The organism is Micromonospora globbae, assembly GCF_036184225.1.
Classification (GTDB): domain Bacteria; phylum Actinomycetota; class Actinomycetes; order Mycobacteriales; family Micromonosporaceae; genus Micromonospora; species Micromonospora globbae.
On the sequence record NZ_CP108084.1, the window covers coordinates 2,490,126 to 2,515,071 of the forward strand.

The 24,946-nt window shown below is 73.7% G+C and carries 22 protein-coding genes and 2 tRNA genes; 6 read left to right on the top strand and 18 right to left on the bottom strand.

Annotated elements, in window-relative coordinates:
• The first annotated feature begins 59 nt into the window (after positions 1-59).
• A complete protein-coding gene (locus tag OG994_RS10985; RefSeq protein WP_240033126.1) occupies positions 60-443 on the top strand; it encodes a UBP-type zinc finger domain-containing protein in 384 nt (127 codons plus the stop codon).
• A 27-nt stretch (positions 444-470) separates the two neighbouring features.
• Here OG994_RS10985 and OG994_RS10990 read toward each other — a convergent pair whose 3' ends face one another.
• The 3 genes from OG994_RS10990 to OG994_RS11000 form a co-directional block, all read right to left on the bottom strand.
• A complete protein-coding gene (locus OG994_RS10990) occupies positions 471-1,670 on the bottom strand; it encodes an RtcB family protein (protein ID WP_328853087.1) in 1,200 nt (399 codons plus the stop codon).
• 34 nt (positions 1,671-1,704) lie between these two features.
• Positions 1,705-1,778: transfer RNA gene (locus tag OG994_RS10995), tRNA-Gly, on the bottom strand.
• A gap of 31 nt (positions 1,779-1,809) precedes the next feature.
• Positions 1,810-1,881 (bottom strand) — tRNA-Glu (locus OG994_RS11000).
• A gap of 351 nt (positions 1,882-2,232) precedes the next feature.
• Here OG994_RS11000 and OG994_RS11005 point away from each other — a divergent pair.
• A complete protein-coding gene (locus tag OG994_RS11005; protein ID WP_328853088.1) occupies positions 2,233-3,048 on the top strand; it encodes an alpha/beta hydrolase in 816 nt (271 codons plus the stop codon).
• Between the two features lie 46 nt (positions 3,049-3,094).
• Here the strand turns inward: OG994_RS11005 and OG994_RS11010 are convergent, their stop codons facing one another.
• The 7 genes from OG994_RS11010 to OG994_RS11040 all read right to left on the bottom strand — a co-directional run bounded on the left by OG994_RS11010 (position 3,095) and on the right by OG994_RS11040 (position 11,241).
• Positions 3,095-3,601, bottom strand: coding sequence for a DinB family protein (locus OG994_RS11010; RefSeq protein WP_328853089.1), 507 nt, complete (start codon positions 3,599-3,601; stop codon positions 3,095-3,097).
• A gap of 72 nt (positions 3,602-3,673) precedes the next feature.
• A complete protein-coding gene (locus OG994_RS11015; protein WP_407942602.1) occupies positions 3,674-4,501 on the bottom strand; it encodes a M15 family metallopeptidase in 828 nt (275 codons plus the stop codon).
• A gap of 105 nt (positions 4,502-4,606) precedes the next feature.
• Positions 4,607-5,611, bottom strand: coding sequence for an acetylxylan esterase (locus OG994_RS11020; RefSeq protein ID WP_328853699.1), 1,005 nt, complete (start codon positions 5,609-5,611; stop codon positions 4,607-4,609).
• Positions 5,608-7,986 carry a beta-xylosidase/alpha-l-arabinosidase gene (locus OG994_RS11025; RefSeq protein ID WP_328853090.1) on the bottom strand — a complete coding sequence of 793 codons (2,379 nt, stop codon included), beginning with the start codon at positions 7,984-7,986 and terminating at the stop codon, positions 5,608-5,610. The genes OG994_RS11020 and OG994_RS11025 overlap by 4 nt, the downstream gene beginning before the upstream one ends.
• A gap of 89 nt (positions 7,987-8,075) precedes the next feature.
• Positions 8,076-8,936, bottom strand: a complete 861-nt coding sequence (locus OG994_RS11030) for a carbohydrate ABC transporter permease (RefSeq protein ID WP_396844051.1) — start codon at positions 8,934-8,936, stop codon at positions 8,076-8,078.
• A 2-nt stretch (positions 8,937-8,938) separates the two neighbouring features.
• Positions 8,939-9,937 (bottom strand): carbohydrate ABC transporter permease, encoded by a 999-nt coding sequence (locus OG994_RS11035; protein WP_328853091.1) that lies wholly within the window; start codon positions 9,935-9,937, stop codon positions 8,939-8,941.
• Positions 9,934-11,241, bottom strand: a complete 1,308-nt coding sequence (locus OG994_RS11040) for an extracellular solute-binding protein (protein WP_120330892.1) — start codon at positions 11,239-11,241, stop codon at positions 9,934-9,936. The genes OG994_RS11035 and OG994_RS11040 overlap by 4 nt, the downstream gene beginning before the upstream one ends.
• 140 nt (positions 11,242-11,381) lie before the next feature.
• Between OG994_RS11040 and OG994_RS11045 the strand changes: the two genes are divergently transcribed.
• Together OG994_RS11045 and OG994_RS11050 are read left to right on the top strand one after the other, a co-directional pair.
• Complete coding sequence (locus tag OG994_RS11045) at positions 11,382-12,455, top strand: LacI family DNA-binding transcriptional regulator (RefSeq protein WP_120330893.1); 1,074 nt, start codon at positions 11,382-11,384, stop codon at positions 12,453-12,455.
• Between the two features lie 154 nt (positions 12,456-12,609).
• On the top strand, positions 12,610-13,659 hold the full coding sequence (locus OG994_RS11050; RefSeq protein ID WP_328853092.1) for a LacI family DNA-binding transcriptional regulator: 1,050 nt from the start codon (positions 12,610-12,612) through the stop codon (positions 13,657-13,659).
• 17 nt (positions 13,660-13,676) lie between these two features.
• On the opposite strand, the gene OG994_RS11055 is transcribed toward OG994_RS11050, so the two are convergent.
• The 3 genes from OG994_RS11055 to OG994_RS11065 all read right to left on the bottom strand — a co-directional run bounded on the left by OG994_RS11055 (position 13,677) and on the right by OG994_RS11065 (position 16,672).
• Positions 13,677-14,492 carry a peptidylprolyl isomerase gene (locus OG994_RS11055; RefSeq protein WP_328853093.1) on the bottom strand — a complete coding sequence of 272 codons (816 nt, stop codon included), beginning with the start codon at positions 14,490-14,492 and terminating at the stop codon, positions 13,677-13,679.
• A 93-nt stretch (positions 14,493-14,585) separates the two neighbouring features.
• Positions 14,586-15,842 (bottom strand): D-alanyl-D-alanine carboxypeptidase family protein, encoded by a 1,257-nt coding sequence (locus OG994_RS11060; RefSeq protein ID WP_328853094.1) that lies wholly within the window; start codon positions 15,840-15,842, stop codon positions 14,586-14,588.
• A gap of 104 nt (positions 15,843-15,946) precedes the next feature.
• Positions 15,947-16,672, bottom strand: coding sequence for a MerR family transcriptional regulator (locus OG994_RS11065; RefSeq protein ID WP_328853095.1), 726 nt, complete (start codon positions 16,670-16,672; stop codon positions 15,947-15,949).
• A gap of 169 nt (positions 16,673-16,841) precedes the next feature.
• Here OG994_RS11065 and OG994_RS11070 point away from each other — a divergent pair, with 169 nt between their 5' ends.
• Positions 16,842-19,115 carry an excinuclease ABC subunit UvrA gene (locus tag OG994_RS11070; RefSeq protein WP_328853096.1) on the top strand — a complete coding sequence of 758 codons (2,274 nt, stop codon included), beginning with the start codon at positions 16,842-16,844 and terminating at the stop codon, positions 19,113-19,115.
• A gap of 263 nt (positions 19,116-19,378) precedes the next feature.
• On the opposite strand, the gene OG994_RS11075 is transcribed toward OG994_RS11070, so the two are convergent.
• The 5 genes from OG994_RS11075 to OG994_RS11095 all read right to left on the bottom strand — a co-directional run bounded on the left by OG994_RS11075 (position 19,379) and on the right by OG994_RS11095 (position 23,846).
• On the bottom strand, positions 19,379-19,798 hold the full coding sequence (locus OG994_RS11075; RefSeq protein WP_396844053.1) for a protein-tyrosine phosphatase family protein: 420 nt from the start codon (positions 19,796-19,798) through the stop codon (positions 19,379-19,381).
• Positions 19,799-20,134: 336 nt separating this feature from the next.
• Complete coding sequence (locus OG994_RS11080) at positions 20,135-20,731, bottom strand: hypothetical protein (protein WP_328853097.1); 597 nt, start codon at positions 20,729-20,731, stop codon at positions 20,135-20,137.
• Between the two features lie 561 nt (positions 20,732-21,292).
• Positions 21,293-21,937 (bottom strand): response regulator, encoded by a 645-nt coding sequence (locus OG994_RS11085; RefSeq protein WP_120330901.1) that lies wholly within the window; start codon positions 21,935-21,937, stop codon positions 21,293-21,295.
• Positions 21,928-23,058 carry a sensor histidine kinase gene (locus OG994_RS11090; RefSeq protein WP_328853098.1) on the bottom strand — a complete coding sequence of 377 codons (1,131 nt, stop codon included), beginning with the start codon at positions 23,056-23,058 and terminating at the stop codon, positions 21,928-21,930. The genes OG994_RS11085 and OG994_RS11090 overlap by 10 nt, the downstream gene beginning before the upstream one ends.
• Positions 23,055-23,846: a DedA family protein gene (locus OG994_RS11095; RefSeq protein ID WP_120330903.1), complete on the bottom strand. Its 792-nt coding sequence runs from the start codon at positions 23,844-23,846 to the stop codon at positions 23,055-23,057. The genes OG994_RS11090 and OG994_RS11095 overlap by 4 nt, the downstream gene beginning before the upstream one ends.
• A 323-nt stretch (positions 23,847-24,169) precedes the next feature.
• Between OG994_RS11095 and OG994_RS11100 the strand changes: the two genes are divergently transcribed.
• Entirely contained in the window at positions 24,170-24,889 is a 720-nt protein-coding gene (locus OG994_RS11100) for an MOSC domain-containing protein (RefSeq protein ID WP_328853099.1), read from the top strand.
• The last annotated feature ends 57 nt before the right edge of the window (positions 24,890-24,946 follow it).

The window sequence follows — 24,946 nt, forward strand, 5'->3', positions numbered from 1 at the left end:
CCGGCACACGTGCGGGGGCGGGGTGGGCCCGGGCCCTCGCGCGTGCCAGACTGCCGAACGTGGGTGAACAGACGAGGCCGGAGCCCGAGCCGCAGTCCGTGAGCGCGGCGATCGACCCGGCCGCGCCGCCGAGCGGCCCCGGCTGCCTGGAGTGCGAATCGACCGGCGGATGGTGGTTCCACCTGCGCCGCTGCGCGGCCTGCGGCCACGTCGGCTGCTGCGACTCGTCGCCGAGCCGGCACGCGACCGCCCACGCCGCCGCGACGGGCCACCCGATCATCCAGAGCTACGAGCCCGGCGAGTCGTGGTTCTGGGACTACTCCACCGACCAGTTCTACGCCGAGGGGCCGGTGCTGGCCGAGCCGCACTCGCACCCGCTCGACCAGCCCGCACCCGGCCCGCGCGGCCGGGTGCCGGAGGACTGGAAGACCCGCCTGCACTGACGGGCGGTCGTCCTCCGGCCCTCCGGTTCAGCCCTTCACGCACACCACCTGCTTGAGGTGCGCGACCACCTCGACCAGATCCTCCTGCTGCGCCATCACCTCGGTGATGTCCTTGTACGCGGCGGGGATCTCGTCGACCACCCCGGCGTCCTTGCGGCACTCCACGCCCGCGGTCTGCGCCACGAGATCCGCGGTGCCGTAGGTCCGCTTGGCCTGCGCCCGCGACATCCGCCGCCCCGCACCGTGCGACGCCGAGCAGTACGCGTCCGCGTTGCCCTTCCCGCGCACGATGTACGAACCGGTGCCCATCGAGCCGGGAATGATGCCGAGGTCGCCCCGGCCGGCCCGGATCGCGCCCTTGCGGGTCACGAGCACCTCCACGCCGCCGTAGCTCTCCTCCGCCACGTAGTTGTGGTGGCAGCTGATCGGCTCGTCGTAGCGCACCTGCGGGAACCGCTCCCGGACGACGCCGCAGAGCACCGCCAGCATCACGGCCCGGTTGCGCCGCGCGTACTCCTGCGCCCACCACAGGTCCCGGCGGTAGGCGTCCATCTCCGGCGTGCCGGCGAGGAACACCGCGAGGTCCCGGTCGGGCAGGTCGGCGTTGTGCGGCAGCCGCCGGGCCACCGCCATGTGCCGCTCGGCCAGCTCCTTGCCGATGTTGCGGGAGCCGGAGTGCAGCATCAGCCAGACCCGCCCGGAGTCGGCGCCGCCCTGCTCCAGGCAGACCTCGATGAAGTGGTTCCCGCCGCCGAGGGTGCCCAGCTGCCGCTGCGCGCGGACCTCGAGCTGCGCGACCCCCCGGTGCAGGTCGGCGAACCGGGCCCAGAAGCCGGCCCAGCCGCCCTGCTCCAGCCCGCGCACCCGGCGCGGGTCGACCGGCTCGTCGCGCTGCGCGAAGCCCACCGGGATCGCCGCCTCGATGGCCGAGCGCAGCCCGGCCAGGTCGTCGGGCAGGTCGGCGGCGGTGAGCGAGGTGCGCACCGCGGACATGCCGCACCCGATGTCCACGCCGACCGCCGCCGGGGACACGGCCTGCCGCATGGCGATCACCGAGCCGACCGTGGCGCCCTTGCCGAAGTGCACGTCCGGCATCACCGCGACACCCTCCACCCAGGGCAGCGCGCCGATGTTGCGCAGCTGCCGGGCCGCCTGCGGCTCGATGGCGTACGGGTCGGTCCAGACCCGAACCGGTGCCCGGGTGCCGGCCAGCGTGGTGAAGCCCATGGTCGTCTCCTCGTGTCGATGCGGATGGTGTCGGAGCGGCTGGCCGGACTCGAACCGGCGACCTTCACCGTGGCGAGGTGACGCGCTGCCAGGCTGCGCTACAACCGCGAGACGCGCGGCGCCCGGCGGCGCCGACGCGTGAGCCGTACGGGATTCGAACCCGTGACCTCCCGGGTGAGAACCGGGTGAGCTTCCGCTGCTCCAACGGCCCGTGCCCGGGCGGGCGACCCCCCGGCCCGCCCGGGGCCGGGGTCACGGACGGAAAAAGCCGCCCGGACCCCGGCGGGGTGGGCGGCTGCGTACGTACGCGGGCGCGTCAGTCGCGCCGCCTCACCCGGTGCCGGCCCCCCACGTACCGGCGCTGACCCAGGACCCGTTCCGTTGTGGACAGCCACGCACCGCCGCGCGGCGTGGGCCGCGTGGACCGGATGGTGGCGTGCGCTGGCACGGCGTCCTCCCTGGGATGATCAGGTGACCTTGCGCCGACGACGGTATGCGGGACGCGCCCGGGCCGGCAATCGATATTCGCCGCGCCACCGCGCGCCGGCTACCGTTCACGATCGTGGCCCTCATGCGCGTGGACTTCTACTCCGAGGTGCTCGCCCTCAGCACCTCCATGACCGTGATCCTGCCGCAGCGGACGTCCTCGCAGATCGGGATGGCCGGTGGCACCACGGGCGGCGACCCGCCGGTGCTCTACCTGCTGCACGGGCTCACCGACGACGACACGATCTGGGTGCGCCGCACGTCCGTCGAGCGGTACGTGGCGCCGCTCGGCCTCGCCGTGGTGATGCCCCAGGTCGGCCGGAGCTTCTACGCCGACGAGGCGCACGGCAACCGCTACTGGACGTTCCTCAGCGAGGAGCTGCCGGAGCTGTGCCGGTCGTTCTTCCGCATCTCCGACCGCCGGGAGGACACGTTCGTGGCCGGGCTGTCGATGGGCGGCTACGGGGCGGTGAAGTGGGCGCTGCGGCAGCCGGGACGGTTCGCCGCGGCGGCCAGTCTCTCCGGGGCGCTGGACATCACCCACCGGCTGGAGCACCCGACCGACCCGCTCGATGAGGCGGTGCGGCGCACCGTCTTCGGCGAGCGCCCGGTCGCCGGCACCGACGAGGACACCCTGGCCCTGCTGGACCGGGTGAGCGGCGGGCCCGCCGACCGGCCCGCGCTCTACGTCGCCTGCGGCACCGAGGACTTCCTGTACGAGGACAACGTCCGCTTCGTCGCCGCCGCGCGGGAGCGGGGTGTGCCGCTCACCGTCGACTTCTCCCCCGGCGACCACGACTGGGCGTACTGGGACGCGAAGATCGCCGACGTGCTCGCCTGGCTGCCGCTGCCACGGGCCACCACCGACCCGGCGCCGCCCGGCCCCGCGTGACCGCCGCCGCGGCGGCGCCGGGCCACCAGCCGGCCCACGCCGGGTCTCAGGCGCCGACGGTGCCGTCGATCGCCTCCCGGAGGAAGTCGGCGTGGCCGTTGTGCCGGGCGTACTCGTGGATCAGGTGCAGCATCACCAGGCGCAGGGACACGTCCGCGCCCCACCGGGCGTTGTGGCCGGTGACGTCCAGCGACTCCGCCTCCCGTTCGATCCGCCGCGAGTGCTCCACCTCGCGCCGCCACGCGGCGAACGCCTCCGCCCGGGTCGCCGAGCGCGCGTCGTACGCCTCCTGGAAGTCGCCGCTGCTCGACCACACCAGGGGGATGTCCTCGCCGTTGATGACCCGGCGGAACCAGGTCCGTTCCACCTCGGCCATGTGCCGGACCAGCCCGAGCAGGGAGAGCGTCGACGGCGGCGAGGACTGCTGCCGCAGTTCCTCGTCGGTCAGCCCGTCGCACTTCAGGGCGAGCGTCGCCCGGTGGTAGTCCAGAAAGGCGCGCAGCGTCTCACGCTCCCCGCCGGTCAGTGGTGGGGCGATGCGCTCCGTCGTCATGTGCCGTCTTCCTTCCCCGCGGTGGTGCTGTCCGCGTCCCGCCGATCATGCCGTACGCGCCGGACGGTCCGCTCAGCGCACGGACGAGCGGGCCACCGGGGCGTCGAAGTAGGTGTCCGGGTACGGCTCGTCCCGGAGGCGGTAGTGCCACCACTCGCGGTCGTAGTTGACGAACCCGGCGCCGGTCATGAGCCGCCGCAGCAGCATCCGGTTCTCCCGCGCCGTGCCGGTGACGGCGGGGTCGGCGGTGTGGGCCCGGGTGTCGAAGCAGTCGAAGCCGGTGCCCATGTCCACGCTGTTGTCCGGAAACCGCTGGGCGCGCGGCGCCGTGCAGGCGACGAGCGGCTGGCCGGGCACGTACGGCGGCTGCGTCGGCGCGGGCACGTCGACCAGGGTCAGGTCCAGGGTGCTGCCGCGGCTGTGCGCGGTCGGCGCGCCGATGTAGCCGTCCTCGAACAGCCGGGCCTTGTCCACGTGGGGATAGAACTCGGCCTTCATCTGCTGCTCGTCCGGCCGTTCGGCCCAGGCCACGAAGTCGTCCGCGGCCGGCACGGGTCGGTAGCAGTCGTACACCTTGAGGCTGTGACCGCCGGCGAGGGCGGCGTCCTGCACCCGGCGCAGCGCCTCGGCGGCCCGCCGGGTGAGCAGGCAGAGCGGTTCGGTGTAACCGGTGATCGGCCGGCCCACGAAGTTGTGCGGGGTGGCGTACCGGATGTCGGTGAGGATGCGGGGGTCGACGTCGCCGAGCACCACGAAGCCGGGCAGGGGTGGCGGGCCGGTGGGCGACGCCGACGGGGGGCCGGTCGGTGACGGCTGCGGGACGGGCGGGGTCGGCGCGGGGCGTGGCTCGGGCCGCCCGCAGGCGCCGAGCAGCGTGCCGGCCGCGAGGAGCGCGGCCACGAGCCGGGCGGCCCGCCGGCGCGGGGGCGGGGGCCGACGCGCGCGCCGCCGCGTCGGCGCCGCGCCGGGCCACGTCCGGGCTGACCTGCGCACCCGTCCTGTCTATCAGCCGGCGACCGGCTCCGGAGCGGCCTCGGCGTCCCCGGTCAGGTGCGCGGCGAGGAACCGCAGCGCCGCCGCGTCGTCGTCGATCCCGCCCGCCTCGTGGCCGTTGTAGCGCCACACCGACAGCTCCGTGGGCCCGGCGTGGGCGTTCACGGCGGCGAAGACGGTCGACGGCGGCACGATCTCGTCCATGAGGGCGACCGAGTAGCGGGTTGGGACATGGCAGCGCCGGGCGAAGTTGACCCCGTCCACGTACGCCAGGGTGGCGAGCACCCGCTGCTCGGCGTCGCGGTGGACGGCCAGGAAGTCGCGGATCTCGCGGTAGGGCCGGGCGTCGGTGACCACGACGGCGCGGGGGATGTCGCAGAGGAACGGCACCCCGGCGACCACGGCCCGCAGGTCGGGCGCCAGCGCGCCGGCCGCGAGCGCCAGCGCGCCGCCCTGGCTGTGGCCGAGCACCGCGACCCGGGCCGGGTCGACGGCCGGCAGGGTCCGGACGGCGTCCACGGCCCGGACGGCGTCGGTGACGAGCCGCCGGTAGTAGTAGGTGCGCGGGTCGGCGATGCCCCGGGTCAGCACCCCGGGCGCCTCCGGGCCGGCCACGGCCGGGTCCGGGGTGTCGCCGCGGCTCCACCCCGAACCCTGCCCCCGCGTGTCCATCTGGAGGTGGGCGTACCCGGCCGCGGCCCACAGCAGGTTCTCCAGCGGGTGCCCGCGTCCGCCGCCGTAACCGGCGTACTGCACGACGGCCGGCAGCGGCGGCCGGCCGCCGCGGGGCACCCGCAGCCAGCCCTGGACGGGCTGGCCGGCGAAGCCGGGGAACGTCACGTCGTACACGTCGATGCCGGCGAGCCCGGTGGGTACGGGCTCGACCCGCACGGACGGGTCGGCGGAGCGGGCCTCGGCCAGCGTGGTGGCCCAGAACCGGTCGAAGTCGGCCGGGTCGCGCACCCCGCTGCGGTACGCGCGCAGCTGCTCCTCGGGCAGGTCGGTGAACACCGTCAGCCGGCGCTCGGGGTGACGGTGAAACCCGGGTGCATCCGCCGCGTGTGGTCGACGTGCCGCGCCGGCCCGCGCAGCTCGACATCGGCCGTCAGGCGGGTGTCGGTGCTGGACGCGGCGAGCCGCAGCTCCAACGCGCCCGGCTCGACCACGCGCCGCCCGTCGCGGCCGGTGAACGAGAACAGGTCGGCCGGCACGGTGACCTCGATCCGGCAGGACTCCCCCGGGTCCAGGGGCACCCGCTGGTAGCCGACGAGCCGCTGCACCGGCTGCACCACCGAGGCCACCGGGTCGTGCGCGTACAGCTGCACGACCTCGCTGCCCCACCGGTCGCCGCTGTTGCGCAGCGTGAAGGCCAGCCGCAGCTCGCCGTCGGTCTCCGCCGTCGCCCGTTCGACCGTCAGCTCCGACCAGTCGAAGCGGGTGTAGCTGAGGCCGTGCCCGAAGCCGTACGCCGGGGCGGGGTCGAGGTTGGAGACGTCGGTGGCGTGCCCGAGCCGGGCCGCGAGGTAGGTGGCCGGCTGCGCGCCCGTCCGGCGGGGCACGCTCACGGGCAGCCGCCCCTGCGGCTCGACCCGCCCGCTGAGCACCCCGGCGATGGCCGGTGGCCCCTCCTGGCCGGGGAAGAACGACTGCACGATGGCGGCCGCGTCGTCGACCGCCCGGCCCAGCGCGTACGGCCGGCCCGCGACCATGACCACCACCACGGGCGTGCCGGTGTCCAGCAGCGCGTCGAGCAGCTGCTGCTGCACACCCGGCAGGGCCAGCGACTCGACGTCGCAGCCCTCGCCGCTGGTGCCCCGCCCGAACAGCCCCGCCCGGTCACCGAGTGCCGCGATCACCACGTCCGCGTCCCGGGCCGCCGCGACGGCCGCCGCGAAGCCGTCGGTGTCCGGCCCGTCGACGCTCGCGCCGGTCTCGACCACCACCTCGCTGGACGGGAACTCGGCCCGCAGGGCCGCCACCAGCGTCGGCAGCTCGATCCCGTACGGCGTCCCGGGGTGGCGGGAACCGACGTGCACCGGGAAGGAGTAGCAGCCGAGCACCGCCGTCGGGCTCTCCGCCTGCGGGCCGACCACCGCGATGCGCGCCGGCGCGGCCAGCGGCAGGATGCCGTCGTTGCGCAGCAGGACGACCGCCTCCTCGGCGATCTGCCGGGCCAGCTCGCGGTTGGCCGGCGGGTCCAGGTCGACGGCGCCGCGCACGGCCTCCGGGTCGTCCAGGTCGACCCCGTCCAGCGCCGGCGGCACCGGGCTCCACCCGGCGTCGAGCAGCCCCAGCTCGGCCTTCTGGAGCAGCACCCGGCGCACGGCGCGGTCGACGAGCGCCTCGGGCACCACGCCGTCGGCGATCGCCGCGCGCAGCGGCTCGCCGAACGTCTTCACGGTGGGCAGCTCGACGTCCACGCCGGCGGCCAGGGCGGCACCGGCCGCCTCGCCCCAGCTGCCGGCCACCCCGTGCAGCATGCGCAGGAACGCGATGCCGAAGTAGTCGGCGACCACCGTGCCGGTGAAGCCCCACGTGTCGCGGAGCAGCCCGGTGAGCAGTTCCTCGTCCGCCGCCGACGGCATCCCGTCGGTGTCGGTGTAGGCGTGCATCACCGAGCGCGCGCCGCTCTCGCGTACCGCCATCTCGAACGGCAGGAGCATGACGTCGGCCCGTTCGCGGGGCCCCATGCCGACCGGTGCGAGGTTGCGGCCGGCGCGGGAGGCCGAGTAGCCGACGAAGTGCTTGAGCGTGGCCACCACACCCTCGGACTCCAGGCCCTGGATGTACGCGGTGCCGACCGTGCCGACCAGGTAGGGGTCCTCGCCGATGGTCTCCTCGACCCGTCCCCAGCGGGCGTCGCGCACCACGTCGAGCACCGGGGCGAGCCCCTGGTGCACGCCGACGCGGCGCATGTCGGCCCCGATGGCGGCGGCCATCCGGCGGATCAGCGGCGGGTCGAACGTCGCTCCCCAGGACAGCGGCACCGGGTAGGCGGTGGCTCCCCAGGTGGCGAAGCCGGCCAGGCACTCCTCGTGGGCCACGGCGGGGATGCCGAAGCGGTTCGCCGCGACGATGCGCTGCTGGGTGCGCAGCAGCGAGAGCGCGCCGAGCGCCGGGTCCACCGGCGCGGTCCCGAACGGCCGGGTCAGCTGGCCGAGGCCGGTCCCCAGCAGGGCCTCGAGGTCGACCGGGTCCTCCATCTCGTGCTGGTACGGGGCGACCTCGCCGCCGTCGGCGGAGGCGCCCACCCAGACTCCGTACAGCTGGGCGATCTTCTCGGGCAGGGTCATGGCGGCGACCAGGGCGTCCACCCGGGTGGCGGGGTCGTAGGAGGGGTCGTTCCAGATGGCGGTGCTGCGTTCGATGTCCACGGTCACGGTGTCGGTCACTTTCCTCCGACGCCCGTCGGTCCCTACGGGAGGGCCCGGCGGGCGAACAGGTAGACGGTCATGCGGTGTGTCGTCCTCGCCGGCCGCGGTCAGCCCTTGACCGCGCCCTGCAGGCCACCGACGATCTGCTTCTCGGCGAGGGTGAAGAAGAGGAGTGCCGGCAACATCGCCAGCGAGGTGAAGGCGAGGATCCCCGCCGTGTCGGAGGTGTACTGGCTGGAGAAGTTCTGCACGCCCAGCGGCAGGGTGTGCAGGTCGACGTCGCCGAGGACGAGCAGTGGCAGGAGGAAGGCGTTCCAGCTGGCCACGAACGCGAGGACCCCGACGGTGACGAGCGCGGGCCGGGACAGCGGCAGCATGATGCGCCAGAGGAAGCTCAGCCGTCCGGCCCCGTCGATGGCGGCGGCGTCCTCCAGTTCGCGGGGGACCGCGGACAGGAACGGGCGGAGGATCACGATCGTGATCGGCAACGAGAAGGCGACCTGCGGGAGGATCACCGCGTAGTAGGAGTTGATCAGGTTCAGGTCGCGCAGCATGAGGTAGAGCGGCAGGATCGCCGCGCCGGCGGGGAACAGCAGGCCGAGGGTGAAGAAGGTGTAGAGCGCCTCGCGTCCCCGGAAGGTGTACCGGGCGAGCACGAACGCCGCGCAGACGCCGAGTACGACGACACCGAGGGTCGTGCCCAGGGCGATCACGGCGCTGTTGAACGCCTGGCGCCAGAAGTCGCTCTCCGTGAGCACCCTGGCGTAGTTGTCCAGCACCCACGGGTCGGGCAGCCCGGCCGGGTCCGCGACGATCTGCGGGGTGGTGCGGAAGCCGCCGACGATCACGTAGACCACCGGGGCGATCGACACGGCGGCCACCGCGAGCGCCAGCGCGTACGTGAGCGGGTTGGCCCACGACCACGGGCGACGCGGGGCGGGCGGGGAGGGGACGGTGGTCGCGGGCACGGTCAGTTCGTCCTTCCGGTGATGGCGCCCTCGATGTCGCGGCGGAGGAGGAAGCGCTGGAACAGCAGCGCCGCGATGAACGAGATGACGAACAGGATCACGGCCACCGCGTTGCCGTAGCCCCACAGCCGCGCGAAGAAGCCGTTGTCCACCATGTACGTGGCCATGGTGGCCGAGGCGCCGAGCGACCGTACGGCGGGCACCGAGGTCACCCAGATGACGTCGAACACCTGCAGCGAACCGATGATCGACAGGAACATCCAGATCCGGATCGTGGGCCCCAGCAGCGGGAGCGTGACGTGGCGCTGCGTCTGCCACCAGCTCGCGCCGTCGATCGCGGCGGCCTCGGTCAACTCCGGCGGCACGTTCGACAGGCCGGCGAGCAGGAGGATGATGGCGAAGCCGACGTACTTCCAGGTGAGGACGAACAGCATCGTCCAGATGACGATGTCGAGGTCGGCCAGCCACGCGTGCACCAGGCCGCCCATACCGAGCTGGCGCAGCAGCGCGTCGACGGTGCCGCCGCCGGTCAGGAGCAGCTTCCACATGATGCCGACGGTGACCTCGGCGAGCACGTAGGGCACGAACACGAGCAGGCGGAACACGGTGCGCCCGCGGAAGCGGCGGTTGAGCAGCAGGGCCACGGCCAGGGCGATGGGGCCCTGGACGAGCAGCGATCCGACCACGATGACGGCGTTGTTGCGCAGCGCGTCGAGGAAGATCGGGTCCTGGAAGGCCAGGACGTAGTTGTCGAGCCCGACGAACTCGGTGGGTGGTCCCACGCCGCGCCAGCGGTAGAGGCTGTAGTAGACGGCGAAGCCCATCGGCACCAGCACGAACATCACGTAGACGACGATCGCCGGCGTGGTGAGCCCGACGATCTCGTACCACTTGCGTCGGGTCTGCGCGGCGCGGGCGGACGACCGCCCGGCGGGCCGGGGGCCCGCCGGCGGCGCTGACGCGCCGCCGGCGGGGTTCAGGGTCGGGTTGGTGGCGGTCACTTGCGTGCGGCCGCCTTCATGGCGTCCACGACCTGCTGCGGGGTGCCGTTTCCGGCGAAGATGGCGACGATCGCGTCGTTCATCGCGTTGCCGACCGTGCTGCCGAAGGCCGTGTCCAGCCAGAGCTGCACGTACGTCGCGCCGGCGGTCGCCTCCAGGATGGACTTCAGCGCGGGGTCGGTCACGGCGTCCGCCGCGCCCTTGACGACGGGCAGGCCGGTGCCGGTCCCGGCGTAGCCCTTCTGCACCTCCGGGCTCACGATGTACTTGAGGAACTCGACGCACTCCGGCGGGGCGTTCTTGGCGCACGCGAACCCGTCGCCGCCGCCGAGGGCGGCCTTCGGGTCGCCGGGCGAACCGGAGATCGCCGGCACGGGGAACCAGCCGAGGAACTTCGTGAGCTTCGCCGGGTCCTCGGCGACGGTCTCCAGGGTGCCGCGGTTCCAGTCGCCCATCAGCTCCATGGCGGCCTTGCCGTTGGCGAGCAGGCCGTTCGCGCTGGTCGGGTCGTTCTGCCCCGGCGTGGCGATGAAGTTCTGCTGGAACGGTTCGGTCGCGATGAACGTCTTCAGGTCCTCGCCGGCCTTGACGAAGCAGGGGTCGTCGAAGACGAGGTCGACCGAGGCCTTCTTGAGCGTGTCGACGGAGCAGGCGCGCAGCGCGAAGTTGTACCACCAGTGGGCGGCGGGCCACTTGTCGCCGGCGCCGAGGGCGATCGGGGTGACGTTGATGGCCTTGAGCTTCGTGACGGCCGCGTTGAGCTCCTCGAAGGTGGTCGGAGGAGCGGTGATGCCCGCCTTGGCGAACAGGTCCTTGTTGTACCAGACGCCCTCGATGCCCATCCGGAACGGCAGGCCGTACTGCTTGCCGTCCACCTGCCAGATCTCCGCCGCGCTGCCCATGTCGGCGACCTCGGTCTTGACCTGGTCGGTGATGTCCTTGAGGTAGTCGGCCTCCACCTGCTCGCGCATCTCACCGCCGCCCCACGCCTGGAAGATGTCCGGCGGGTCGTTGGTCAGGAGCGCGGCGGGGAGCCGGGTGCGCTGCAACTGGTTGGTCTCGATCGCCTCGATCTGGATCGTGACGGTCGGGTGGAGCGTGGAGAAGTCCTTGGCGACCTTCTCCCAGTAGGTCTTGCCGGGGCCGTCCTGCGAGGCGTTGTGCCACCACGTCAGGGTCACCGGCTTCTGGAACGGCTCTTCCTCATTCGGCGTCTCGCTCTCGCCGCCGTTGCAACCGGCGACGAGGAGTGCGCTGGTCGTCAACAGCGCCAGAGCGGCGCCCGCGCGGTGCTTCATCGCCATCGAATCGTCTCCTCGACTAGCAGTCCGCGGTACTCGGCTGGGGGGGAGTTTTACAGCCGTGTAACTCAGTGTCAATCGTTATCGATAACGTTTTCGATTCTCCGGTGACGGCCTCTGGAGCGGCCTCTATCATCGTCGGCGTGGCGTTCCCGCAGCGTGTGAAGATGTCGGACGTGGCCCGCACGGCCGGCGTCTCGGTGGCGACCGTATCCAAGGTCGTGAACGGCCGGTACGGCGTGGCCCAGGCGACCGTGGAGCGCGTCCGACAGGTCATCCACCAGCTCGGGTACGAGGCCAGCCTCGGTGCGCAGAGCCTGCGCAGTCACCGCACGAACGTGCTGGGCATCCTGGTCTCCGAGTTCGAGCCGTTCTCGACCGAGCTGCTCAAGGGGGCGTCGAGAGAGGTCGCCGGCACCGGCTACCAGTTGCTCGCGTACTCGGGCGGCGACGGCGACGGCGCCGGCATCGGCTGGGAACGACGCTCGCTGGCCCGCCTGTCCGGGACGCTCATCGACGGGGCCGTGATCGTCACGCCCACCGTGGTGGAGACCCGACAGGGCTTCCACGTCGTCGCCGTCGACCCCCACACCGGCCCGTCCGGCCTGCCCACCGTCGACTCCGACAACTTCACCGGCGCGATGCTCGCGACGAACTACCTGCTGTCGCTCGGCCACCGCCGCATCGCGCACCTCAGCGGACGCCCCGACCTCGAGTCGGCGCGGCTGCGCGAGGCGGGCTTCCGCAAGGCCATGGCCGACGCCGGCGTGCCCGTCGACGAGCGGCTCGTACGCGTCGGCGGGTTCCGGGTCGAGAGCGCGGCGGCCACGGCCGCCGAACTGCTCGCGCTCGCCGACCGGCCGACCGCCGTCTTCGCCGGCAACGACCTCTCAGCGATCTCCACGATGGACGTCGCCCGGAGCATGGGCCTCGCGGTGCCCGACGACCTGTCCGTGATCGGATTCGACAACGTTCCCGAGTCGGCGCTGGTCAACCCTCCCCTGACGACGATCGCGCAACCCCTGCAACGCATGGGCGCCGAGGCCATGCGGCTGCTCATCGACGTCATCGGGGGCGTCGAACGCGACCCGCACGTCCGGCTCCCCACCGAACTGGTCATCCGAGCCTCCTGCGCCGCGTACCCCCCTCCCCCGCGCCCGGGTCGACCGGTGCCCGCGGCGACCGCCGGGGACGCCCCTCCGATCACCGGCGGTTGACCCTGCCGGTGACGACCTGCCGTGTCGGCGACCACCCTCCGTACGGCAAGATGACCGGGGCGGCACGCGACGCCGGGGCTCCCGGCGCCGACGCCGCGAGCCGGGAACCCGGCGCCGGCGCCGCGTCCGCCCCCGGTTGGGGAGGGAGACGCGGGTGGACGCCGACGACGGACGCAGGGTGACCATCACCGCCATCGCGCGGGAGGCCGGGGTCTCGGTGCCGACCGTGTCACGGGTGCTGAACGGGCGCTCGGACGTGGCCCCCGACACCCGGGAACGGGTCGAGGAACTGCTGCGCCATCACGGCTACCGGCGCCGGACCAACCGCGGGGTGCGGCGCGCCGGCCTGGTCGACCTGGTCTTCAACGACCTCGACAGCCCGTGGGCTGTGGAGATCATCCGCGGTGTGGAGGACGTCGGGCGGGGCGCCGGGGTCGGCACCGTGGTCTCCGCCATCCACCGCCAGCCGACGGCGGCCCGGCAGTGGCTGCAGAACCTGCGCGCCCGGGCGACCGACGGCGTCATCTTCGTGACCTCGCACGTCAGCGCGCCGCTGCACGCCCAGCTGCGCCGGCTCGACGTACCCGTGGTGGTGGTCGATCCGGCCGGCGTGCCGGCGACCGACGTACCGACGATCGGCGCCACCAACTGGGCCGGTGGGCTCGCCGCGACCGAGCACCTGCTCTCGCTCGGGCACCGGCGGATCGGCTTCGTGGCCGGACCGACCCACCTCCTGTGCAGCCGGGCCAGGATGGACGGCTACCGGGCCGGGCTGGAGGCCGCCGGCGTCCCGGTCGACGACCGGTTGATGCGGCCGGGCGACTTCTACCACTCCTCCGGCTTCGCCGGCGGCCAGGCGCTGCTCGACCTCGACGAGCCCCCGACGGCCATCTTCGCCTCCAGCGACCAGATGGCGTTCGGCGTCTACGAGGCCATCCGCCGGCGCGGCCTGCGCGTGCCGGACGACGTCAGCGTGGTGGGCTTCGACGACCTTCCGGAGGCACGCTGGGCGTCGCCGCCGCTGACCACGGTGCGGCAGCCCCTGGTCGAGATGGGGCGGCTGGCCGCCCGCACCGTGCTGCGGCTGTCCCAGGGCGAGGGTGTCGACTCGCCGCGCGTGGAACTCGCCACCGAACTGGTCGTCCGGGACAGCTCCGCCACACCGCCGGACCGGGCCGGCGCGGCGACCGTCTCCGGTCGGTAGCCGCCCGGCCTCGTCCGTCAGTGGTGGTGCCGGACGACCGAGCGGATGTGGACCGGCAGCGCGGGCGCGCCGTCGACCGGCGCCGGGTCCTCCTCGGTCGGGGCCACCCCGCCGGCCGCGATCCGGTCGAGCGTCGCCAGCCCGGCGGCGTCGACGGAGCCGAAGACGGTGTAGTTCGGTCGCAGCGCCGAGTCGGCGTACACCAGGAAGAACTGGCTGCCGTTGGTGTCCGGACCGGCGTTGGCCATGGCGAGCGTGCCGCGGGCGTAGAGCCGCCGCTCGCCGGTCGGGTCGGTGGGCGCGGGCGGCAGGTCGGTGGGCAGTTCGTCGCGGTAGCGGTAGCCCGGCCCGCCGGACCCGGTGCCGGACGGGTCACCGCACTGCAGGACGCTCAACGTGGGGTACGCGGTCAGCCGGTGGCAGGAGGTCCGGTCGTAGAAGCGGTGCCGGGCCAGGTGCAGGAAGCTCTGCACGGTGCACGGCGCCGCCGAGCGGTCGAGGGTCAGCCCGATCGGTCCGTGGTTGGTCCGGAGCGTGACGCGGACCCGGCCCTTGTCCGGCGTCCGGCGCGGGTCGGGCGGCAACGGCACCGGCCGGACCGCGGGGTCCTCCGGCGTCGCCGTGTACCCGCACGGCCCGGGCGTCGTACGCGGCCCGCCGGCGCTCACCGGCGCGACGGCGGACACCGACGTCGTGGGCGGCGCGGCCGCCGCGACGGCGCCGCCGGAGGCGACGAGCACCCCGGTGAGCAGCGCCGCGCCGGCGAGGCGCGGCAGCGTACGCCCGGAACGGCACGGGGCGGGAACGGGATGCGGTCGAGGTTCACACGACACGGGGATCCTCCTGGACTCGTGGTGCCGGAGCGACCGGAGTCTATGCATACCGTCGACGGTTGTCGATCCACACGCGCACGGAGCGGGTCGGTGTCAGGGTCGCCGCCGTCGCGCCGACCGTCGTGCCCACAGCAGCCCGGCCAGCAGCAGGACGGCGGCCGCGGCGACCACCGCACCCACCGACCAGTAGCTCGGCCACCCATCGCCGGCCGGACCGCTCGCGGCGGCCGGGCGATTCCCGGCGGGGGCGGGGAGCGGGGTGGGTTCGACCGTCGGGCTCGCCGACAGCTCATCCGGCTCGACGAGCCGGCCGACGGACGCCGAGCGGGGCAGGGAGAAGCCCCAGTCGAGCAGTGCCGCGCCCTGCTCCCAGCCGCGCAGCGGTCGCGGCTCGGCGCCGAGCAGGGTGGCGACGAGCCGTCGCCCGTCGCGTTCCGCCGCGCCGACGTACGTGTGCCGGGCGAGGTCGGTGAAGCCGGTCTTGCCGCCGAGCGCCCCCGGGTACCGGTAGATGAGCTGGTTCTCGTTCTGGATCTGGAAGCCCTTGGTCCGCAGGGCGGGCTGGGCCGGGATCTGGGCGCGTTCGGTGAGCGCGTACCGGCGAAACGTCGGGTCGGCGAAACAGACCCGCGCGATGAGCGCCAGGTCGTACGCGCTGGTGAACTGGCCGGGGCCGTCGAGCCCGGACGGGGTCACGGCGTGCGTCTGAAGGGCGCCGAGCCGGTGCGCGTACTCGTTCATCGCGCGCACTCCCCCGGCCGCGCCGTCGGCGCCGCCACCCAGCCGGGCGAGCAGGTTGGCCGCCTCGTTGCCGGAGTTCAGCAGCAGCCCGAGCCAGACGGTCTCCACCGTGTACCGGCCACCCTCGACCAGACCCACGGCGGACGACCCGGGCTCGATGTCCATGTCCTCGGCGGTGACCGTGACGACCTGCTTCGGGTCCAGGCGCGGCAGCATGGTGGCGGCCAGCAGCAGCTTCTGCACGCTCGCCGGGGTGCCGTACTCGTGCGGGCCGCATCCGCCGAGCACCTGCCCGGTGTCGAGGTCGGCCACGAGCCACGACGTCGCGGTGATCTTCGGCGGGGCCGGCGCGCCCGGCGGGACGACCAGTCCGGCCGTGGCGAGCGCGTCACCTCCCACCACCCGCTCCTCGGGCACGGCCGGCGGCGGGGACGGTCGCGGCGGCCGGGAGACCTTCGGCGCCGGGGCCCGGGGGCAGGGCACGGTCGGCGCCGCGGCCACCTGGGCGGCGGTGCCGGCGGGCAGCGCACCCGCAGGTACCGCCGCGGGCACCGCGGTGCCGGTGGCGAGCAGGACGGCGGTCGCCGTGGTGGCCAGCAGCCGGGTCATGCCAGCACCCTAGTGGGAGTGCGAGGTGCCCGTGGCGGGCCGGTCCACCCGGCCGGGGTCGGTGGGGGTGCCGGCCGGTCGGCCCGGCGCGGGAGCCGTCGGGTTCAGGTGCCGGGCGACCCGCGGTCGCGCAGGTAGTCGTACAGGGCGGCGGACGCGCCCAACCGGCGCAGGCTGCGCGCGTGCAGGTCCTGCTCGCGGCGCGCCAGCTCGGCCCGCGCCCGCTGCGGGCTGCCCGTGGTCCGCAGCTCGGCCACCACCGCCGCGATGATGTCGAACGGGTACGCGCCCCGGCGCAACAGCGCGACCACCTGCGCGGCGCGCTGCTCGGCCTCGTCGTACACCCGGTAGCCGGTGCCGCGGGCGCGGACCGGCCGCAGCAGCCCGCGGGCCTCCCACAGCCGCAGCTGGGAGGTGCGGACACCGACCAGGTCGGCGACCTCGCCGATGCGGGCCGGGCGGCGCGGCGCCGGGACCGGTCTCGCCGGGCTCGTCACCACCGTCTCGAACGCCGCGAGCGCCCGGCGGATGTCGGCGCGCTCGCGGTCCAGCTCGGCGTGGCCGGCGTCGAGCGACGCCAGCGCCGCCGGCAGGTCGCCCCGGTGCACCGCGGCCATGATCTCCCGGGTACGCGCCCACCCGTAGCCCTCGGCCATCCGCCGCGCCACCGCCAGCGCCCGCGCGTGCTCGGCCGTGAAGATCCGGTAGCCGCTGTCGGTGCGCCGCACCGGAGGGAGCACACCGAGGTCGACGTAGTTGCGCACCTGCTGCACCGAGATGCCCGCGCCGGCGGCCAGGTCGACCGCCCGCAGCCGCTCCATCGTCCCCATCGGATCACCCCCGGGTCGTCACGTCGTTTGAGACTTTACGGGAGCTTCCCCCGACAGTCCCGTGTTGATGGTCGTGAAACCCTCCACGGGGACGTCAATGGGAGAATGAATCTGTCAGACCCCGGTGCCAGGGTGGGCGTTCGCCCGCCCCATCTCGCGAAGGGTTCGCATGCCGCAGCCAACACCCACCGCCGCCGACAGCCACGACATGATCGAGGTACGGGGTGCGCGGGAGAACAACCTCGCCTCCGTGTCGGTCGACATCCCCAAGCGCCGCCTCACCGTCTTCACCGGTGTCTCGGGCTCGGGGAAGTCGTCGCTGGTCTTCGGCACCATCGCCGCCGAGTCCCAGCGCCTCATCAACGAGACCTACAGCGCCTACCTCCAGTCGTTCATGCCGAGGCAGAGCCGTCCCGACGTGGACTCGCTGCGCAACCTGAGCGCGGCTATCGTGGTCGACCAGGAACGGCTCGGCGTGAACTCACGCTCGACCGTGGGCACGGCCACCGACGCGTACGCGATGCTGCGGATCGTCTTCAGCCGGCTCGGCACCCCGCACGTCGGCAGCGCGGGCGCGTTCAGCTTCAACCTGGCCGAGGGCATGTGCCCGGCCTGTGAGGGGCTCGGCAAGGTGTCCGACCTCGACGTGCACGAGCTGGTCGACGTCGAGCGCTCGCTCAACGACGGCGCCGTCAAGGTGCCGAACTTCGCCGTCGGTTCCTGGTACTGGCAGACCATCGTCGGCTCCGGGCTGTTCGACCCGGACGTCAAGCTGCAGGACTTCACGCCACAGCAGTGGGAGGACTTCCTGCACAAACCCGCCACGAAGATCAAGACGGACAGCTTCAACTGGACGTACGAGGGCCTCGTGGTGAAGGTCCGGCGGCTGTTCCTGTCCAAGGACCGGGATTCGATGCAGGCGCACATCCGGGCGTTCGTCGACCGGGCGGTCACCTTCACCACCTGCGCCGCCTGCGGCGGGACCCGGCTCAACGAGGCGGCCCTCTCCTCGCGCATCGCCGGGCGCAACATCGCCGAGTGCTCGGCCATGCAGATCAGCGACCTCGCCGAGTTCGTCCGGGGCATCGACGACCCGGGGGTGGCCCCACTCGTCGCCAATCTGAGTGACGTGCTCGACTCGCTGGTGGAGATCGGTCTCGGCTACCTCAGTCTCGACCGGGAGAGCAGCACGCTGTCCGGCGGGGAGGCGCAGCGGGTGAAGATGGTCCGGCACCTCGGGTCGAGCCTCTCGGACGTGACGTACGTCTTCGACGAGCCGACCGTCGGCCTGCACCCGCACGACATCGCCCGGATGAACGACCTGCTCCTGCGGTTGCGCGACAAGGGCAACACGGTGCTGGTGGTCGAGCACAAGCCGGAGACCATCGCGATCGCCGACCACGTGGTCGACCTGGGACCCGGCGCCGGCACCGCCGGGGGCCGCATCTGCTACACCGGCGACGTGGCCGGCCTGCGCCGCTCCGACACCCTGACCGGGCGCCACCTCGACCACCGGGTGGGCCTGCGTCCCGAGGTACGCCGGCCGACCGGGCACCTGCCGATCCGGCACGCCGACCTGCACAACCTGCGCGACGTGAGCGTCGACATCCCGCTCGGCGTGCTGACCGTGGTCACCGGGGTGGCCGGCTCGGGCAAGAGCTCACTGATCCACGGCTCACTGCGCAGGCGCGAGGGCGTGGTCATCGTGGACCAGTCCCCCATCCGCGGTTCGCGTCGCAGCAACCCGGCCACCTACAGCGGCCTGCTCGACCCGATCCGCACCGCGTTCGCCAAGGCCAACGGCGTCAAGGCGGCGCTGTTCAGCGCCAACTCCGAGGGCGCCTGCCCGGCGTGCAAGGGCATCGGCCTGATCTACACGGACCTGGCCATGATGGCCGGCGTGGCGACCGTCTGCGAACGCTGCGAGGGGCGACGGTTCACCGACGAGGTGCTCACCTACCGGCTGCGCGGCAAGAACATCAGCGAGGTGCTCGCCATGCCGGTCACCGAGGCGTACGACTTCTTCCCCAGCGGGCCGGCGCACCTCATCCTCGGCCGGCTGGCCGACGTCGGGCTCGGCTACCTCACCCTGGGCCAGCCGCTCACCACCCTCTCCGGCGGCGAACGGCAACGCCTCAAGCTGGCCATCCACATGGCCGAGAAGACCAGCACGTACGTGCTCGACGAACCGACCACGGGCCTGCACCTGGCCGACGTCGACCAACTGCTCGCGCTCCTCGACCGCCTGGTCGACGCCGGCAACACGGTGATCGTCATCGAGCACCACCAGGCCGTGATGGCGCACGCCGACTGGCTCATCGACCTCGGCCCGGGCGCCGGCCACGACGGCGGCCGGATCGTCTTCACCGGCACACCGGCCGACCTGGTGGCGACGGCTGACACGCTCACCGCCCGGCACCTGCGCGAGTACGTCGCAGCCTGAGACCAGCGAACGCCGCCGGGGTTCGGACCTCCGGGCCCCGGCGCGCGTGGTTCGGGCCTCCGGACCCCGGCGCGCGTGGGTCCGGACCTCCGGACCCCTGCGGGCGCCGCGGCGGCGCGGGACAGGGCGGGGCCGGCCTTCGCCCGATCCGGCCGGGGCGGTTTCCGGTGGTGGCCACGCCCGACGTGTTCGGTGGTGGCCACGCCCGACGTGTTCGGTGGTGGCCGCGCCCGACGTGTTCGGTGGTGGCCGCGCCCGACGTGTCAGGACAGCCGGCGAAGCCACCGCCGTTGCCAGGGCGTCTCGACCGCGCGGGGCCGGTAGTTCGCGCGTACCCAGTCGACCACTCGCTCCACGGGCATGCCGTCGAGCACGGCGAGCGCGGCCAGCGCCGTCCCCGTACGCCCCTGGCCTCCGCGGCAGGCGACCTCCACCCGCTCGCCGCCGTGCGCGCGGCGCAGCGCCTCGCGCAGCGCGTCGAGGGCATCGTCGCGGTCGAGCGGCACCCAGAAGTCGGGCCACCGGATCCGGCGGTACGGCCAGGTCGGTGCCGGTCCGGGAGCCAGCAGCAGAGCGAAGTCGGCGGGCGACGCCGGATCGGCGATGCGCCTCCCCCGTACCACGGCACCGCTCGGCAGGACGACCACGCCCGACTGCTCCGCCCAGGACGACTCCATGCTCATCCCGGCATTCTGCCGTCTCGCGCAACGATCGGGTGACCAGTCCCGGCACGGCCCTCTCCTCCCGCCGGCCCGGCTCGGGCACCGCAGCGGCGTACGGGGCTCCGGCGCACCCGCCGGTGTTCCCACCCCCCGATCCTCCGGTCGATCATGAGGTTGACGGGGCGGATTGCCCGGTTCGTCCCCGCCAACCTCATGATCAACGGGACAGGATGGGGGCCGGTCGGGGCCGGACGGGTGTGGACATGCCGCTGGCCGGCACCCGTTCGGGTGCCGGCCAGCGTGTTTCCCCCTTGTGTGTCAGGTCTGTGGGGTCGTGCGGTGTCGGCTGTGGGGGTGTCAGCTGTTCCAGTGCTGGGCGACCAGGTCGGCGGCCTGCTGCTCCCACTGGGCGTAGGCGTCCGGGTAGGCCGACACCTGCACCGTCTGCGCGGCGTCGGTCAGCGGCATGTCCTGCCACCCGTCGACCTGCTTCAGACCCTTGAGGAACGCCATCGTCGAGTACTCCGGATCGGTGATCTGCTCCGGCGTACCCCAACCCGAACTCGGGCGCTGCTGGAACAGGCCCAGCGAGTCGTGGTCGTTGGCGTCACCCAGGTGGCCCAGGTTCTCCAGCTTCGACTCCTGCAGGCTCGTCGCGATCGCGATGACCGCCGCCCGCTCGTCCATACCGGACTTCTTCGTCGCCGCGATGATCGCCTTGACGTTCGCGACCTGCTCGTCGTTCAGCTCGATACGCGACTGCGCACCCTGGGTGCCGTGCGGGATCAGCTTCGCCGTGTCCACGCCCGGCTTGTCCGCCTGCAGCACCGCCACCGGCCGCGCGTCGACCGCGTGGTGGCCGCTGGTGTGGGCCGCGATCGGGCCACCGACCACGCCACCGGCGAACGCCAGACCAGCGATACCGAGCACGCTCTTACGCAGGATCGTGTTCATGATGAAAGCTCCTCGGGGGTGAAGGTCCACGCCCGTTCGGGGGATCGGGGCGTGGATCTCGGGGGACGAGCACACGGGTGCGCTCGAAAGGGGAAAAGTCTCGGGGGGTCCGCGGCCGGTGGTGGGCGGGGGGTGCCGCACCGGGCCGGGTCCGTGTCCAACGACCCGCGGCCGGCCGTCATTCCCCGGCGCCAGGCCGGGGGGCGGCGGGGCGGTGCCCTACCGGGGCCGTGGATCGGTGTGCAACGACCGGCGGCCCGCCATCATTCCCGGGACCTCACCTGTGCCGGCGGGCCACCGGGGCCGGGGTCTTGCTGCCTCGGCCGTCAGGGGTGTTCAACGACCCCGGCCCGCCCACGATTCCGGCCCCAGGGTGCCACCGACCACACCCCAAACCACCCATGATCGGACAAGCCGCCCATCCGGTCAGCCGCCAAAGCGGGCGACCCACCTCAGGCCGGCGACATTGCGGCATCGGGGGCGTTCACAGGCCCCCGGGGCACGGCCCTCGGGCGGCGCGGCGACCGGTCGAGATGCCCGCCGGAGGGTCGGGATGAGCACTCAGGTGGACAGGTACCGCAGGATCGCCAGCACCCGGCGGCTGTAGCCGACCGCCTCTCCCAGGTCGAGCTTGTCGAAGATCGCGTTGACGTGTTTCTCCACCGCGCTGAGTGACACGTGCAGCCGCTGGGCGATCGCCGCGTTCGTGTGGCCCTGCGCCATGTGGTGCAGGACGTCCCGTTCGCGGGGGGTGAGCCGGGTGAGCGGGTCGGCCCGGTCCGAGCCGGCCACCACGCGGCGGACCACCTCGGGGTCGAGTGCCGTGGCGCCGGCGGCCACCCGGTCCAGGGCGTCGAGGAAGTCGTCGACCTGGGCGACCCGGTCCTTCAGCAGGTACCCGACTCCCTCGGGCCGGTCGGCGAGCAGTTGGCTCGCGTACCGCCGCTCGACGTACTGGGACAGGACGAGGACGCCGGTCTCGGGCCAGCGGCGGCGGATCTCCAGCGCGGCGCGCAGCCCGTCGTCGGTGTGGTTCGGTGGCATCCGGACGTCGGTCACGACGACGTCAGGCCGTTCGCGCGCGACGGCGGCGACGAGTTCGTCGGCGGAACCCACCGCCGCGACGACGTCGTGGCCCTCCTCGGCGAGCAGCCGGACGAGCCCTTCGCGGAGCAGCGCCGAGTCCTCGGCGAGGGTTACCCGCACGGCAGTTCCGTCAACACGGTGGTCGGCCCGCCGGCGGGGCTCTCCACCCGCAGCCGCCCGTCGAGCGCCGCGACCCGGCGCGCCAGCCCGGACAGGCCCGGCCCGGAGGGGGCCGCGCCGCCCGCGCCGTCGTCGCGTACGCGCATCCGGACCGTCCCCTCCCGTACGCCGATGTCGATCGTGACCAGGGTAGCGGCGGCGTGTTTCGCGGCGTTCGTGAGCGCCTCGCAGGCCACGAAGTACAGCACGGTCTCGATCTGCCGGTCGGGGCGTACCGGGAGGTCGCAGCGGATCCGCACCGGCACCGTGGACCGCTGGGCGACCATGCCGAGCACCTCACCCAGGTCGCTCTCCTCCAGCGCGGACGGGTAGACCCGCCACGCCACCTCGCGCAGCTCCTCGACCGCCCGCTGGAGGTCCTCGTGGGCCTGGGTGACGAGGGCGTACGTGCGCTCGGCGTCCCGGCTGCGTCGGGCGCGGCCGAGCAGCATGCCGAGGGCGACGAGTCGTTGTTGCAGCCCGTCGTGGAGGTCGCGCTCGATGCGCCGGCGTTCGGCGTCCACGGCCGCGATCACGCCCGCGCGTGTGCTGGCCAGCTCGCGGACGCGGTCCTCCAGCGCCGCGCGGGCGTCGCGGTCGAGCAGCCGGCGGGCGATCCGGACGTCGAGCGCGCCGACGCTGGCGATGGCCTGCACGTTGAGCAGCAACAGGACCGCGCCGATGACGACCTGCAGCAGGATCTCGGCCAGGGACAGGTCACCGCGCACGGTGGCGGACACCAGGATCCAGGCCAGCACCGCGCCGATCCCCAGCAGCCCGAACGCCAGCGCGCCGAGCGCGCCCGGGAGCAGCCGGGCCGCCAGGTAGGCGACGTCCCGCCAGCCGGCCGTGCGGACCGGGGGCAGCTCGCTGGCGCCGAGCAGTTCGCCCAGCCGCCGTCGTTCGAGGCGTACCAGTGTCGTGGCGTACCGCGGGATGAGCGCGCCGATCCGGCGGCGGGCCGGCGGGACGACGGCGGACGCGGCGCCGGCGACGGCGGCCGCCAGGAGGAAGGCGAGGCCGCCGGCGGCGGTCAGCACACCGGCGGCGACGCCGACCCCGACCCGGGCGGGGTGGGTCATCCCGCCGCGCCGCGTCCGTCGTCGCCCCACCCGCCGCTGCGGTAGAGGGTGCCTCGGCCGCTCGGGTCGGGAACGCCCGCGCCCAGGGTGGGGGCCGCCGCCGGTTCCGGGTCGCGGCCGCCCCGTCGGGCGCGGCGGACCCGGGTCACCACGAACCAGACGACGGCCGCCGCGCACACCAGGATGACGACGTTCTGGAGTACGCCGACGTACCCCTCGACGAGATGCCAGTTGTCACCGAGCAGGTAGCCGGCGAACACGAAGGTGCTGTTCCAGATGAGGCTGCCCAGCGTCGTGTAGAGCGCGAACACGCCGACCGGCATCCGCTCCACGCCGGCCGGGATGGAGATGAGGCTCCGGAAGATCGGGATCATCCGCCCGAAGAAGACCGCCTTGACACCGTGCCGGATGAACCACGCCTCGGTGCGGTCGACGTCGCTGAGCTTCACCAGCGGCAGCCGTGCCGCGACCGCCCGGATGCGGTCCCGGCCGAGCGCGGCGCCGATGGCGTAGAGGGCCAGGGCGCCGAGCAGCGAGCCGAGCGTGGTCCAGAAGATCGCCCCCAGCACGCTCATCCGCCCCTGCCCGGCCACGAATCCGGCCAGCGGGAGGATCACCTCGCTCGGGATCGGCGGGAAGAGGTTCTCCAGCGCCACGGCCAGGCCGGCGCCCGGGCCACCGAGCCGTTCCACGAGGTCCGTGACGTAGCCGACCAGTCCGTCCTGGGGCGGTTCGGCGTCGGCCGAGAGGTTTCCCGCGGCGAGGAGGACGTGCGAGGTACGAATCATGGCTCCAACGCTACGAACCGTTCCTGGGAGCCGGCCATGGGGCAGGCCACCCGACCGGGCCGCGGAACCGCACCCGGCCGGGTGCGGGAAACCGCACCCCGCCCGGGAGGACAGGTGGGCACGTCCCCGTCCCTGAGGTCCCGGCCCTCAGGTGCCTCGCGGCGGGCCTGGCGTACGGCGGGACGTGGCGCTCGTTAGGGTCGGGCGGTGACCGATTCCCGCGGGCGGGTGGCGCAGCTCTGGCGCTACCCCGTGAAGTCGATGCTCGGCGAGCAGCTCGCCGCCGCCGCGGTGGGGCCGGCCGGCGTCTCCGGCGACCGGGTGTGGCGCTGCTGCACCCGGAGAGCGGGCGGGTGGTCAGCGCGAAGGACCCGCGGCGGTGGCGCGGCATGCTCACCCTCCGGGCGGCCGGCGGCGCTCCGGACCCGGTACGGGTCACCCTGCCCGACGGTCGCGTCGTGTCCACATGCGACGACGACGCGGACACGGTGCTGTCCACGGTGCTCGGTGCGCCGGTGACGCTCACCGACACCCCGCCCGCGGGCGCGACCCTCGACCGGGCGGTCCCGGACGCCGTGCTCGCCGCCGGGGTCACCGCCACGGTGCCGGTCGAGGTCACGACGCTCGGCGCGGCGGCGCCCGGCAGCTTCTTCGACTTCGCGCCGATCCACCTCGTCACCACCGCCACCCTGGACCGTGTCTCGGCCGAACTGCCCGACGGCCCGGTGGCGGCCGACCGGTACCGGCCCAACCTCGTGGTCGACGCGCCGGGGGCCGGGTTCGTGGAGAACGGCTGGGTGGGTCGCCACCTGCGCGTCGGCGCGGAACTGGTGCTGCGGGTGCTCGCGCCGACGCCGCGCTGCGCCGTGCCGACCCTCGTGCACGGCCGCCTCCCGCGGCAGCCGGACGCGCTGCGGGTGCCGGCCCGGCTGAACCGGATCGAGCCGCTGCCCGGCCTCGGGCGGCAGCCGTGCGTCGGCGCGTACGCCCAGGTGGTCACGCCGGGTCGGGTCGCCGTGGGCGACCGGGTCGAGCTGGACTGAGGGGCGGGCCCTCGACCGACGCGCGGAGTGCCGGCGGGGCACAACCCCCGCTCCCGC